We start from the raw sequence: 13,456 nt of genomic DNA, 5'->3' as shown, positions 1-13,456 counted from the left end.
TTGCCCGATAACATGTACAGGGTATTCTGGGCGGACTCCATAGCGGACGAGGTCATTGAGAGGTACGGCAGGCAGGAAGTGGTTGTAAAGTGCGCCGCCTCGCCATCCGGCGGCAAGCACATAGGCAACCTGAACGACATCTTGAGGGGCTACTTTATAAGCGAGTCGCTCAAGAGCATGGGCGTGAAGACGAGGCACGTCCACACGAGCGACGACCGGGACCCGCTGAGGAAGATCCCGGAGCGCATGCCCGACCGCGACGGGAAGTGGCACGTCCTGAGCGAGGAGGAGCTTAAGCGTCTCAACAAGTATGTAGGCATACCTTATGTGCACGTCCCCGATCCTTTCGGGTGCTGCTCCTCGTGGGCAGAGCACTTCAACAACGTGTGGCTGGACGGGGCCAGGGCGCTGGGCGTACAGGTAGAGGACTACAGCAACGATGCGTTATATAGAGAGGGCCGGTTCGAGCCGCCCATGCGCACGATACTGTCGAACATACCCCTCGCCAGGGAGGTCATCTCAAAGTTCCAGAAGAACACCCCTGAGGACTACATACCCTTCAACCCGATATGCGAGAACTGTGGCAGGATCACCGCAAAGGCGACGGCGGTTGACCTGGAAAGCTGGTCGGTGGACTACGTGTGCGAGGACAAGTCGCTCGCCGGCGAGTTCGAGGTACCAGGGTGCGGCTATCGGGGCACCACGTCCCTTAATAATGGCAAGCTGCCCTGGCGGTTTGAATGGCCCTCCCAGTGGCAGATATTCGACGTCAAGATGGAGCCCTTCGGCAAGGACCACTACGAGGGCTCATGGCCATCCGGGCAGGAGATATCCAGAGTAATCTTAAAAAGGCAGCCTCCCGTGTACACGGTCTACGAGTTCTTCTTGATTAACGGCGCCAAGATGTCCACCAGGCACGGCAACGTCTATATTACCCAGGACATGCTGGAGATCATGGAGCCCGAGGTGTTTTTATATTTCTATTCGCTCAACCCCATGAAGCAGAAGAATCTAGATGTCAGGAATATCAACTTTATAGTGGACGCCTTCGACAGGTTCGAGCGGGTATACTATAGAGAGGTGGAGACGCCCGACGCCGAGGAGAGGGAGCTCGCCGATCGGGTGTATCCGATGCTTAAGGTCGACCACCGCAAGGTGCGCATCCCCTACACTTTCGCCGCCATGGTGAGCGTCTCCAGGAATGACGAGCACATCTTGAGGACACTCAGGAAGACCGGCCACCTGCCACAGGATGCCACAAGGCAGCAGGAGCTGGACGCCCTCGCAAGGGTCTATAAGGCCGGCAACTGGGCACATAAGTATGGCCCTGAGGAGTATAACATAGAGATTAAGGAGAGGCTGGAGGCGCCGCCCGACATCGACCCCGCTGAGAAGGAGGCGCTCGCCGAGCTTGCCGGGTACGTGGAGGCGAAGCACAGCGAGGAGGAGACCCAGTACGAGATATTCGAGATTGCGAAGAGGAGGGGCATTAAGCCTGCGAAGCTCTTTAAGACTGCGTATATGCTGCTTCTTGGAAAGCCGAGGGGCCCGAAGCTGGGCCCGTTCTTGCTGGCCCTTGACACCGACTTTGTGGTGAGGAGGCTCCGGCTGGAGGCCTGACCGGGCCTGGTTTTTTATGTTTTTTGGGCATTGCTCTGCGTTTTAAAGACGCCTGCCAAATCCATTCGAGAGCTGTTCGATTATTGAAATAGTGGATGGCAAGCCCAAAGGATAGATTTTTACATTATCAGAGCCAATAGACGACCGAAAATTATGATTTTCGACGGCTTATCCAGGCCCCGCATAGCTGAGACGGCTTTCGTGTCGAAGACTGCGTGCATCGTGGGTGACGTGCTCCTCGGGGAGGAGAGCAGCGTCTGGTATGGGGCCGTGCTCCGCGGGGACGAGGCCTCCATAACGGTGGGAAGGAGGACGAACGTCCAGGACAACGTGGTCATACACGCTGACAAGGGGGAGGACGTTTTAATAGGAGAGGGCGTCACCATCGGCCATGGGGCGATTATCCACGGCTGCACGATAGGCAACTATTCGCTGATAGGCATGGGCGCCATCATATTGAGTAAGGCTAAGATAGGAGAGCGCTGCATCATAGGGGCGGGGGCGGTGGTCAAGGAGGGGGACGTCGTACCCGACGGCTCTCTGGTAGTCGGCGTGCCCGGGAAAATAATAAAAAAGCTCACGCCGGAGCAGGCGAGGCGGCTCGAGTATAGCTGTGAGGAGTACGTGAGGCTGGCCCGAAAATATAAGGAGGCGATGGGATGAGGGTGGCGGTAGGGGGGACGTTCCAGCCCCTCCACGACGGACATAAGGCGCTGCTCCGAAAGGCGTACGAGCTTAGCAGGGATGTGGACATTGGCCTCACCTCGGATGAGATGGCCGCCAGGGGGCGCGTCAGGCCCGTTAAGAGCTACCAGGAGAGAGAGAAAGCCCTCAGAGATTGGATAATAAAGGAAATAGGCGTTGAGCCGCGCATCTTTAAGATTAACGATCCATATGGGCCCACCTTGACCGAGGATTACGACTATATAGTCGTCTCCCCAGAGACGTACCCGACCGCCCTCAAGATAAACGAGCTGAGGAAGGCGCGAGGCAAAAGGCCTATAGAGATATACAGGGTGGAGTGCGTCCTTGCGGAGGACGGCAAGCCGATATCCGCGACGAGGATCGTAAGGGGCGAGATAGACGTGCATGGAAACCTGTTGAGGAGGCGTGGGGAGTGAAGGTGGCAGTCGGGTCGACCAACCCGGTGAAGGTGAAGGCCGTGGAGAACGTGTTCAGGAGAGTGTACGGGGAGGCTGAGGTTGAGGGCGTGAAGGCGATGTCTGGCGTCCCCTCGCAGCCCTTCGGGGAGGAGACCATCATTGGAGCCATAAACAGGGCTAAGCGCGCTTACGCCCCGGAGAAGTTCGACATGGGAGTAGGGATTGAGGCTGGCCTGTTTAGGGTTGGCGAGTTTACCCTGGACGTGCAGTATTGTGCCATCTACGATGGCTCGTGGCTGACCCTTGGGTGCGGCAGCGGCTTCGAGTACCCACCCACCGTCCTCGACGAGGTTTTGGCCGGCAAGGAGGTAGGCGACGTCATGAGCAGGGTGGCCGGAATCGAGAACCTCGGGGAAAAAGAGGGAGCTATTGGTTTTCTATCACATGGGATGCTCACCCGCACCCAGCTTACCGAGCAGAGCGTGCTCATGGCACTCATACCACGCCTCAACCCCATACTATACCACAAAGGACACAGAGACTGATAATCACCACAGAGGACACAAAGGCCTTTTTATTTCCTGAAAATGGGGGAGGGTCTTGCGCCCCCCTCGGAGACCATCTTATCCATAACAAGTCAATCGTTTTTAATAAAATGATAGTTATCTTAAAAAGTTGGGGGTCTCTCAGGGGATGCAAGCCCTCTTGAGTATATAAGAATCCTCTGCGTTCTCTGTGGTGATTATCAGCCTCTGCGTCCTCTGTGGTTTAATCCCTCTGTGCCCTCTGTGCCCTCTGTGGTGATTATCAGCCTCTGCGTCCTCTGTGGTAAAAACTGAGACGGACGGGCTGTCTCTTATGTAGAACCTCCATGGCTTATCCCTGTACTCGCCAGCGTATTCCACTCCGACGCGCCTGCAGCTCACAATATCAAAGCTCTCTGCCTTACCATCTTCAACATACAGGGGGCCCTTCTTACACATGTCCACGCCATTGAGAGACCTGTCTATGTCCATCGCCATGCAAAGCCTCCCGGGGCCGGATGCCAAGTCCTCCATTTTCCTGGCCTTCTTTCTCATGCTCCACATGGCGTCGACGCCCTCCAGCGGCTCCCCGGCCCTGATCAGCACAGCGGCGGGATACCCCTCACGCTCAGTTACAATGTTAAGGCAGTGGTACATGCCATAGATGAAGTAAACGTAGGCGTGGCCTGGCTCGCCGAACATGACCCTGTTGCGCTCGGTCATGCCCTTGCTAGCATGGCAGGCCTTGTCGTGGGGGCCAACATACGCCTCAGTCTCCACGATCTTTATGGCCATCCGGCCCGCCGGCGCCTCGCGCACCAGCACCTTGCCTAAAAGCTCTTTTGCGACCTCGATGGTATCCCTATCATAGAAGCCCCTTGGCAGTGGTGTCATCGGTATCCTTCTAGTATTTCATCGGTTAATAGTACTCAAGTTATTTTTTTATTGTTGTCTAAAAAATTACTTTTCCTTTATTTCCTCTATTATTCATTTTGAATTGGAGTCCTCCAGAATAACTATCGCTATAAATCCTATAATGTCCATTGAGCCCTCCGATATTCTACAGATGATTAATTGGATGCGGGTTTTGGATTATGGATTATTTTTGATAACAAACCCTCTTTGGAACCATGTCGATATATCGTTTGCCATCCTGGCGTCTCATAAACAGAAGGATACGAAAAAAATTAAAAAGGCTAATATCATTGTGAAATATGAGCTATAGGTAGTTAATAGTATATTTTGTCATCATATACACGCATGGTAACTGTCCACTCTAAAATACCATGATTAGTTCCAAAAACGCAAATAGCTGTATTTGGTCCACACATATGCCTTATTTCAAGTGCAATTTCACTTAATTGTTCATAAATTAGTGTCCTATTATCGTAATTTTTTACTTCGGTTATTATTCCGATTGCTACATATTTATGAGGAACAATGTCATTTGGCTCACATTCTTGAGCAAAATGAACATATCCCATTTGTAGATTTGGATAACGTGACCAATTTATATTGTTTATTATAGAATCATTAGATGGAATATTAATCGAATTATTATCAATTACAGTAGAATTTTGATTTGATTTATTATTAATTTGATTTAAATTACTATAGTTATTATTTTCTATATTTAATAAATGTAGCTTACTACTAATATTTATGCCTATAAAGATAATTATAGATATAGTAATTATTAATATAAGTATTATTTTTAAATTAATCCTCACTTGTAAAACCCCTTTAATCATTATAATATATAATTAAAAATTTATTTATAAAATATCACCTTTCCTTTATTTCCTCCATTGTTCATTTCGAATTGGAGTCCTCCAGAATAATGGTCAACGTCGTTATAAATCCTATAATGTCCGTTTGGTCCTCCTATATCCCAATCCGATCTAGGGTTATTATCACTGCTTGCACCATAACTAGCCCTTTCAAAATGATTACCTAGTGGACCATCATAATAATATCGTATAGGTCCAGTATAATCGGGGTATCCATTATAAAATTTCAATAGCATTTTTCCGTGTGCGTTGTATTGCGGCTCCGGCGTGGGCGTAGGCGAAGCTGGCGGCCTGGATGTAACATAATATATGATATTGAGGGTTTTGAAATATCTATGTATTAGCTGTGTTTTAAATTTATATTAGTATGCTTATGTTTGTATAGTAAGTGTTATATACTTTGAAGCCAGACTACTGGCATGTCTTATTTGTATAATCAGGGCTTCAAGCAGTATTATGACGAGTTTCTTAGGCAGGATGACAGGCTTGATCTTGTGAAGCAGGTTATTGATTGGGAGGCTTTCCGGCCTATTATTGCCCGTGTTTTTGATGATGGGCCTGGCAAGGCGGGGAGGCCTCATAATGACGAGGTGGTCATGTTCAGGTGTCTCGTATTGCAGGCCTGGTATGGGTTGAGCGATCCTGGATTAGAGCAGCAGTTGAAGACGAACATTTGTTTCATGAATTTCGTGGGCTTCGACGCCCGGATACCAGATTACAGCACGGTGTGGAGGTTTCGGGAACGATTGGCACGGACAGGGTTGTTTGCTGATTTGTGGACGGAATTGCAGAGGCAGCTTAAAACTAGGGGCCTCGTGGTCCGGGAGGGAGTGATCCAGGATGCCACGTTCATCGAGAGCGACACGGGGCGGAAGAGGATGAGCGAGGAGAAGAAGAAAAAAGAGAACCAGGAACCTATAATTTACACTGAGAAGCAGCTCAGCCACATGGACGATCATGGCACTTTCACGGTGAAGAACGGCCGGGTGTTTCACGGGGACAGGCTGCACGTGCTCATGGACTCCAAGTCGCAACTCATCGTCGAGTTCGAGACGAGCACTGCCAGCCTGCACGACTCACGGGTCTCGCTGGTTAGAGAGGGCGACATGTACGTGTTCAGGGATAAAGGCTACGCCGGGTGTCATGATTTGCCCGTGGGTACGGTTGATTACACCTTGCATAAGATGGCGAGGAACAAGCCGCTCAACGAATACCAGGCCGTGGAGAACCGGCTCATCAGCGGTATCCGGGCACTGGTGGAAAGGCCGTTCTCAGTGATAAAAAGAGTCTTCCATAATGGTAGGACGAGGCGGAAACGCTCACACCGGGTACACGCCGAGAACTTTTTCAGGTGCCTGGATTACAACCTGTACCAACTTGTCACCATAAAAAAGAAAAAACACGGGTAGCGCAAGCTATCTAAAAAAGCGGGAAAAAGGACGAAGAATAGATATGATCAAGCATAAAAACAAGACAAAAACCCCCATATCCACCAGAAATACATCCAAAAACACATCACCAAAGACCGATTGCACAGAAAACACTTAAATAATCAAAGTCCTCTATTATAGTATGCCCAATAATTAAACGCCTAACACGCCCTCAACCACCTTAACCGAACACCCATGTATTTATCATTACTTTTTAAATCAAAATGTAGGCGGACAGCTTCGTCCATGTTCCTCAGGAGCTTTAGCCATGTTTTTGCTTGGGTGACAATCGCATAATCAGCTGCATCTGCTACAAAGTACCCATCGCATTCCTCGACGTTAAACTTTATACTTTTCATTTCAAGTACTGACTTTGGCTTTTTGAGTTTATAAGGTTGGCCACTTGATAAAATATGGGATTGATTTGCTGTCCATGCCTTTATGGAGCCACTTCTTTAGCGATCGTCGTAGTATCATTCTTTATCGTAATATGTATAAAATCATGATTTGGCCTTATAATTGTAAAGCCGTTTAACCTCATTATTAACGTATTTTATCTTCATAAGGTAAAATAGAGGCAAACCATCTTGCTATACCATCTTTTGTACCTATAATATCAATACTGCTGCCAGGACCATATATTTTTTTAGCTTCTTTAGCTACACCTGCTAACTGTTCTTTTATAATTGTTTTATTTTCTGTATTTTTAACTTCTGTAACAATTTCGACTTCTAAAAATTTATATGGAATTACATCCGTAGGTTCCGATATACAAGCAGTATATACATATCCCGTTTGTAAATTAGGATATGATGACCAATTAATATGATTTATAACATAATCATTTGGCGGAATTGTGAATGAATTATTTGGTTCAATAGTGTCTATTTGTGTTAAATTTGTAGTTAAATTCAAATCCACAGATGAATTATTTAAATTATTATTAATTTTATAATTATTATTTAATATTATATATGTACAAATTATTATAATAATTAAACCACTAATTATTACTATTAAATTTAATCTCATTATTATCACCTTAAACTATACCTAAAATAATTTATTGTTGTCTAAATACCACCTTTCCTTTATTTCCTCCATTGTTCATTTCAAATTGAAGCTCACCAGAATACCCATCAACGTCGTTATAAATCCTGTAATGGCCATTCGGTCCTCCAATATCCCAATCCCACCTAGGATCATTATCACTACTTGCTCCACGACTAGACTTCTTAAAATGTTTTCCAAGAGGGCCATCATAAAAATACCTTATAGGTCCTGTATACTCAAATCCATTTATATGTAATAGTGTCATCTTTCCGTGTGCGTTGTATTGCGGCTCCGGCGTGGGCGTAGGCGAGGCTGGCGGCCTCTGCGTAGGGGCGGGCGTAGGAGTCGGCAACGCTTTAACATTAATAGTACAGCCGGCTACTTGTCCGAAGGCATAGTGGCCATCCCAAACCATCCGATACTGAGTGTAGTAGCTACCAGGCGAGGGGGCCTTAATAGTAAACTGGAAAGTATAATTATTTCCACTCCTCACCACGCTGCCTGGTGCCATTAGTATGCGATCACTGCTCCCGTTAAACTTGTAAGCGGCGCCAGACGTGCCGTCCACCATCCACAGGTAAGCAGTGCCGTTCCCCTCGGCAAACCAGGCAGCACTCCCCATGTTCTGCATGACTATGCTAACGAGTCGAGTCTCACCCACCGTCATCTCTGCGGGCATGTCCATCGAGACTACCCGGGCATCATGATAAGACTCCAACACTTTCACCTTTTTAGAAAACTCTTCGCCAAACCACTCATAATCGGCACACCACATCCTGTAGCCCACCGTGTAGTCGCCCGGAGAAGGAGCTACCATTGATAGGCTGAAAACGTGGCTAATGTTAGGCTCAACCTGGGTATTCAGTCCTATTGGCGGCAAACTCATGGTTGAGCCGCTCGGGGAAAGCCTGTAACCGCCACTACTATTCCAGGATAAATAGCCCGTATTACTATAGTTAATGTGAACACTATAAGGATCGCCGGCGGTCATGACCTCTGGGATATCATCCCCCATGTAGGCGGCGTCGGGGTAGGGCCTCCATATCGTCTCGAAGGCGCTCGACGCCGTGGGCGACTCCATGCCCGTACTATCGTAGGCTATCGCCTCGACGTGATAACTCCCCTCAGGGTACCGTCTTGCTTCGCCAGTCCAGTTATTATCACTAAGCGCCGCCCGGACCCACGGGCCCCCATTAAGCCGGTAGTACACCTGGCTGGCATGCCGGTTGGGGATGGTTTGCACGCTACCCGAAACACTCGTATAATGGTCCGCGTAGAACCGGCTGCCGTCAGGTGGGTTTATAATCGTCACGAGGGGCGCATCCGAGGGGTAAGAAACCTCGTTATCGGCGCCCCACACCTTGAACTTGCCAAAATCCAGCAGGCTCAGGATAAGGTTATCCCCGACAAGGTTTTTTATTAAAAGGACAGCCATGATTAGTATTGCTAGCAGGACCAAAGTGTCCTGCAGCTCCGAAACAGCGTCTTCAGCACGTTTCCTCCTAAAACCTGACATGACAAACCACTAAATTACAAATATATGAAAATAAGTAGCATTCATAAGATAAAAAACTTACGCCCACAAAAACAAACACGACAAAAATCCGCCAAACATATAAAGTCATAGCTGCCGGGCAAGCCAGCGGAGCGCCTCGGCAGCGCCCTCGCCATAAGGCTTCACGGCAACATAGTCGGCGACATCTTTTAGCTCCGGCACAGCGTTACCCACGGCAAGGCCAAGGCCCGCAGCCTCAAACATTGGAAGGTCATTGGCAGAGTCGCCAAGGGCCGCGAACTCCTCCGGCTTAAAGCCCATCATCGAGGCAACGTTCACAAGGCCCGTACCCTTATTCACGCTCTTATGCTTCAAATGCAGGGCGAACTGTGTGTCCACCACCTCGAGGGAGGGGTACTCCATATCAAGGGCCGCCCTTAGCTCATTCGCGTCGACAGTTCGCCTGAAGGCCAACTCCGAAAGCCTGTACCTGGCATCAAGCTGCTCAAGGCCCGGAAAGCGCCGCTGGAGGAGGGCGGCGGCACGCCTGCACTCCTCGATATCGGCAAAAACAACCGGCGGGGAGTCATAGCCAACCTGGACGACGCCGCCGTTCTCGCCTATCATCGCCTCGCTAGCCCCTATGAGCTTGCTCGCCGCCCTCATGAAGCAGATAACGTTTCCGGATGCGAGCACCACGGGTATGGGAAGCTTACGGATCGCCACTATCGCCTCGACGCTGATGCGCCTCTGCATGTCTGTCAGCGTGCCGTCGATGTCCGCCACGACCGCCTTAATCAAATGAAAACCCCACCCTTTATCCGCCCTAAAAATAGATATACGTGATGGTCGGGCCTATTTAAGTATCAGCATCGGAACCTCCGACCTTCCAGCCAGGCTCAAAGCAAGCCCCATCTCTGTCCTGGCATCCACCATGATAATCGAGGCCTCGACCTTTTCAGCCGCCCCCATTATCTCCTTCAAAGGCGATTTTTCTGCCTTTATCGCCATGCTATCGAGGCCCACGCCCTTCATCTCTCCCATCAATTCCATCGGGCTAACGTCCTCAGAGAAGCATAAAAAGGCTATCCTGCCCAGCCTCGCCTCCTCCTTAAGGGAGCGAATCGCCTCCAGCTTCAGCGATGGGTCCCCCACTATGGGGCACAGTACGCTGCGAAAAAGGTTAACGCAGTACTCGTCAATTGCGTCGGAGCCCTTATCCACCATATTCGAGGACACTGGAGTCATCACGAGCATGCTCCTGTCGCAGTTCCTTATCAGGTCCATCGTAGCGCCATCCCCGCCTCCCCCCGGCCTATGATAGCTTACGGCGATAAGGGACACGTTCAGCCTCCTTGCCACGCCGCATATCTCATGGGCCGGCACTCCGGGCATAATATGGATATCGACCTCCATCCCCCTGCCGCGCCCTGCCAGCGATTCCTCCAGAAAGCTTTTTGCCTCCTGCATCTGATGCTCAAATTGCGCGGGGTCGCCTCGCGCGCCCTCGCCCACAACGTGTAAAAGGTGAATCTTCCTGGTCTTCCCTACGACGCCCACGCAGGGGAGCATGAAGGGCGACTCCGAGAAATCGGTAGCGTACAGGATATTCTCGAACATCATGATATGATTGGCATATAAAAATATAAATTATTGTTTTTTATTCACGAAATCCTCTATAGCCTTCCTGATGCCCTCTACGCTGTCTAGCACGGTTATGCTCTCCATCTTTCGTATCTTCTCCACGTTCTCCACGTCGACCTCTCTTATATATATTGTAAGCGTCCTTCCGCCGGGGAGTATGGTCTCGAGCTCACCGGGCTTGTTATCAGGAGGGAAGATGTAGACGGGGACGCGGGCCTTGGCGGCCTGGGCCACGGCGCTGGACAGAAGGGTATCGGCTATGCCGTGCGCTATCTTGGCAGTGGTGTTCGCGGTGGCCGGGGCCACGAGAAGCATGTCGTAGTGGCCAGTCTGGAGCTTACCCACCAGGAAAGGGGAGTTAGCGTCCACCTCGGCCCTTATGTCATAAAACTCGTCCTTTATAAGGTCCCAGAGCTTGTACCACTTTAGCACCAGCCTCGCGTTCTTAGAGGTGTAGACGTCCACCTTGAGGCCATACTTCTTCTTAAGCTCGATCATGAGGTTGACGATGGCCTCTATCTTGTCCCCGCACCCGGTGATGCCCCACGCTATCCGTATCGTCATGCCATCCTCCTCTCCTCGAGCACGCCGTAGAAACGCTTAAGCGTCATCCTGAGCGAGCGCAGCCCCTCCTCGTCTGCCGCCACGCCCTCGGCCCCCTTATCCTTCGACCACAGTGATGCGCCGAGGTTTGCGCCGAAGGCGCCACCACTCACGGGTATCATCTCATTAATGACGAAAAAATTATTAATCAGGGTAATCGCTATCTCCTGGCCCCCGTTTCTGTCCCCGCCAACGGCGAGGCCCATTCCCACCTTGCCCTTGAAAACGTGGGGGTCCTTTGCCACGAGGGCGCGACACCTGTCCATCATCGCCTTGAGCTGGCCTGACAGCGTGCCCTGGTAGCACGGCGTGCCCATGACGACCCCGTCCGCCCACTGCATGCCCTCGTAAAACTCCGCCAGGCCGTCCTTCTGGATGCAGCCCTTTTTCTCCTTCATGCAATAGTCGCAGTGTATGCAAAACCTTATATCCTTCCCCCTTGCCGAGAAGTACCTCGTCTCGCAGCCCTTATCCTTCAAGTAGTCCAGGGCGTAGTTGACCGCGTAGTGTGTGCCCCCCAGGCGGGGGCTTCCGCTGATGCCGAAAACTCTCATGTGTGCCTCTTATGATAAAAATAGTTGGGCGGGCGATATTAATAGTTTTCTGGTTTATGCTCGCCTACGCTTTGTCTTGATGTTCCCGTAGGTCCTCACCTGGTTCTGGACATTCAGGACCCACTGCATCATTATCCTCTCGTCCCTTGGGGACACCTCGCCCCTGGCGATGGCGTTGCCGAACGCCTCGATGGCGTCCTGCACCTTCAGGAACTTTTTATGGGCGATGCACTGGTCTATATAAAGGGGATAAACCTCGTCCGACAATCCGTATAGTTCCCTGATTGGCTCCAGCTTCTTCATGAGCTCCGACTTCATGGCGCCTCTCTGGCCGCTCGACAGCCCCCTTATGAGATAAGAGAAGACGGTCGCCGCCATCTCTTCCTGTTCCAGCTTATCCATCCGAAGGTACACCTCGGGTATGCGTACCTTTCCATCAGGATACCATGATAAAGACTTTTCGATTTGAGGTGAAGCTTAGTCCCTGAGCCCTTCGGTGGTCACCGAGAAGATGGCCTCCCCCTCGGGCAGGTTGGGCGAGTCCACGAGCCTAGCTATCCTCTTCTCGCCCTTCGACTTTCTAAGGTACACCCTGAACGTGGCAGTGTGGCCAACGATGTGTCCCCCGATAGGCCTCGTGGGGTCGCCGAAAAACGCATCGGGCTTAGCCTGAACCTGGTTCGTAACAATTATCGCCGCGTTATTGATGTCCCCGAACCTCATGAGGTCGTGCATGTGCTTATTCAGCTTCTGCTGCCTGTCTGCCAGGGTCCCCCTGCCCACGTACTCACTCCTGAAGTGGGCGGTAAGAGAGTCCACAATGATGAGCCTGACGGGCTTATCGCTATCCTTCAGCTTCTCGGCAAGCTCGGAGGCGCTCTCGACCAGTAAAATCTGGTGGTTAGAGTTATACGCCCTAGCTACGTGGATGTTCTTCAAAAAGTCCTCAGGGTCGTAGTCATCGCCGTTCTTCAGCCCTTTGACCATCTGGGCTATCCTCTCGGGGCGGAACGTGTTCTCGGTGTCGATCATGATGACCGAGCCATTAAGGCCCCCCTCCTCAGGGGGAAGCTGCACGTTGACGGCGAGCTGGTGGGCCACCTGGGTCTTGCCGCTCCCGAACTCTCCGTAGAACTCGGTTATCGACTGGGTCTCCACTCCGCCGCCCAGTAGCTCGTCCAGGGCGCTCGACCCGGTCTTGAGCTTGCCCACCGCCTTCCGCCGCTCGAATACGGCGTCTCCGGTCTCGAACCCTCCGATGTTGGAGCACTTCTTGGCCGCAGCCACTATCTTAGCCGCTGTGTTCTCTCCGACTTCGGCGGCCGCTGCCAGCTCTGCGGGCGATGCGACAGCTATCGCCTCTATCGATGTGTACCCTGCCTCTTTGAGCTTGTCGGCGGTTGCAGGCCCCACGCCAGGTAGATCCTCTATGGTCATTCTTTCTGCTGCCATTTTGAAACCTCTAAAAGCTTATTATAATAAAGCCCTGGCCATATATAGAACGTTATCCATGCGGGCTGAAAGTAATATGAATTGGGCTTGTATGTATACTTTCTTTTGCTGTGTTAAACTAAATATGATGGTCGGACAAGTGGCTCTTTTGTCTAGAGGCTAAATGGGGTTTTTTATAGTGGATGGTT

General features: G+C 50.7%; 15 protein-coding genes. 5 read left to right on the top strand and 10 right to left on the bottom strand.

What is annotated here, in order from left to right; translation table 11 throughout:
- The first annotated feature begins 12 nt into the window (after positions 1–12).
- The 4 genes from lysS (at position 13) to yjjX (ending at position 3,268) form a co-directional block, all read left to right on the top strand.
- On the top strand, positions 13–1,620 hold the full coding sequence (gene lysS / locus MTC_RS03295; protein WP_014405257.1) for a lysine--tRNA ligase: 1,608 nt from the start codon (positions 13–15) through the stop codon (positions 1,618–1,620).
- Between the two features lie 153 nt (positions 1,621–1,773).
- Entirely contained in the window at positions 1,774–2,283 is a 510-nt protein-coding gene (locus MTC_RS03290; protein ID WP_014405256.1) for a gamma carbonic anhydrase family protein, read from the top strand.
- A complete protein-coding gene (locus MTC_RS03285; RefSeq protein WP_014405255.1) occupies positions 2,280–2,741 on the top strand; it encodes a phosphopantetheine adenylyltransferase in 462 nt (153 codons plus the stop codon). The genes MTC_RS03290 and MTC_RS03285 overlap by 4 nt, the downstream gene beginning before the upstream one ends.
- Complete coding sequence (gene yjjX / locus MTC_RS03280) at positions 2,738–3,268, top strand: inosine/xanthosine triphosphatase (protein WP_014405254.1); 531 nt, start codon at positions 2,738–2,740, stop codon at positions 3,266–3,268. Before MTC_RS03285 ends, yjjX begins: the two co-directional genes overlap by 4 nt.
- 141 nt (positions 3,269–3,409) lie before the next feature.
- Here the strand turns inward: yjjX and MTC_RS03275 are convergent, their stop codons facing one another.
- Both MTC_RS03275 and MTC_RS13015 read right to left on the bottom strand, forming a co-directional pair.
- The gene (locus tag MTC_RS03275; RefSeq protein WP_014405253.1) at positions 3,410–4,141 is read right to left on the bottom strand and encodes a DNA-3-methyladenine glycosylase; all 732 of its coding nucleotides are present in this window, start codon (positions 4,139–4,141) and stop codon (positions 3,410–3,412) included.
- Positions 4,142–4,476: 335 nt separating this feature from the next.
- Positions 4,477–4,998, bottom strand: a complete 522-nt coding sequence (locus MTC_RS13015) for a hypothetical protein (protein WP_014405251.1) — start codon at positions 4,996–4,998, stop codon at positions 4,477–4,479.
- Between the two features lie 458 nt (positions 4,999–5,456).
- Here MTC_RS13015 and MTC_RS03265 point away from each other — a divergent pair, with 458 nt between their 5' ends.
- Positions 5,457–6,446 carry an IS5 family transposase gene (locus tag MTC_RS03265; RefSeq protein ID WP_014405250.1) on the top strand — a complete coding sequence of 330 codons (990 nt, stop codon included), beginning with the start codon at positions 5,457–5,459 and terminating at the stop codon, positions 6,444–6,446.
- 564 nt (positions 6,447–7,010) lie between these two features.
- Here MTC_RS03265 and MTC_RS12775 read toward each other — a convergent pair.
- From MTC_RS12775 to radA, 8 genes are all read right to left on the bottom strand, one after another.
- Positions 7,011–7,499, bottom strand: a complete 489-nt coding sequence (locus MTC_RS12775) for a hypothetical protein (RefSeq protein WP_014405248.1) — start codon at positions 7,497–7,499, stop codon at positions 7,011–7,013.
- A gap of 31 nt (positions 7,500–7,530) precedes the next feature.
- Positions 7,531–9,036 carry a hypothetical protein gene (locus MTC_RS03255; protein WP_014405247.1) on the bottom strand — a complete coding sequence of 502 codons (1,506 nt, stop codon included), beginning with the start codon at positions 9,034–9,036 and terminating at the stop codon, positions 7,531–7,533.
- Between the two features lie 105 nt (positions 9,037–9,141).
- A complete protein-coding gene (locus MTC_RS03250; protein WP_014405246.1) occupies positions 9,142–9,816 on the bottom strand; it encodes a phosphoglycolate phosphatase in 675 nt (224 codons plus the stop codon).
- 54 nt (positions 9,817–9,870) lie between these two features.
- Positions 9,871–10,638: a universal stress protein gene (locus tag MTC_RS03245; protein ID WP_014405245.1), complete on the bottom strand. Its 768-nt coding sequence runs from the start codon at positions 10,636–10,638 to the stop codon at positions 9,871–9,873.
- 27 nt (positions 10,639–10,665) lie between these two features.
- Entirely contained in the window at positions 10,666–11,223 is a 558-nt protein-coding gene (afpA, locus tag MTC_RS03240; RefSeq protein ID WP_014405244.1) for an archaeoflavoprotein AfpA, read from the bottom strand.
- Positions 11,220–11,816, bottom strand: coding sequence for a flavodoxin family protein (locus tag MTC_RS03235; RefSeq protein WP_014405243.1), 597 nt, complete (start codon positions 11,814–11,816; stop codon positions 11,220–11,222). The genes afpA and MTC_RS03235 overlap by 4 nt, the downstream gene beginning before the upstream one ends.
- Positions 11,817–11,870: 54 nt before the next feature.
- Positions 11,871–12,218 carry a hypothetical protein gene (locus MTC_RS03230; protein WP_014405242.1) on the bottom strand — a complete coding sequence of 116 codons (348 nt, stop codon included), beginning with the start codon at positions 12,216–12,218 and terminating at the stop codon, positions 11,871–11,873.
- Between the two features lie 75 nt (positions 12,219–12,293).
- Positions 12,294–13,268 (bottom strand): DNA repair and recombination protein RadA, encoded by a 975-nt coding sequence (gene radA / locus MTC_RS03225; RefSeq protein WP_014405241.1) that lies wholly within the window; start codon positions 13,266–13,268, stop codon positions 12,294–12,296.
- Positions 13,269–13,456 lie beyond the last annotated feature (188 nt).

The sequence above is a fragment of the Methanocella conradii HZ254 genome, assembly GCF_000251105.1.
Classification (GTDB): Archaea; Halobacteriota; Methanocellia; order Methanocellales; family Methanocellaceae; genus Methanocella; species Methanocella conradii.
This window is presented reverse-complemented; position numbering and strand designations above follow the sequence as displayed.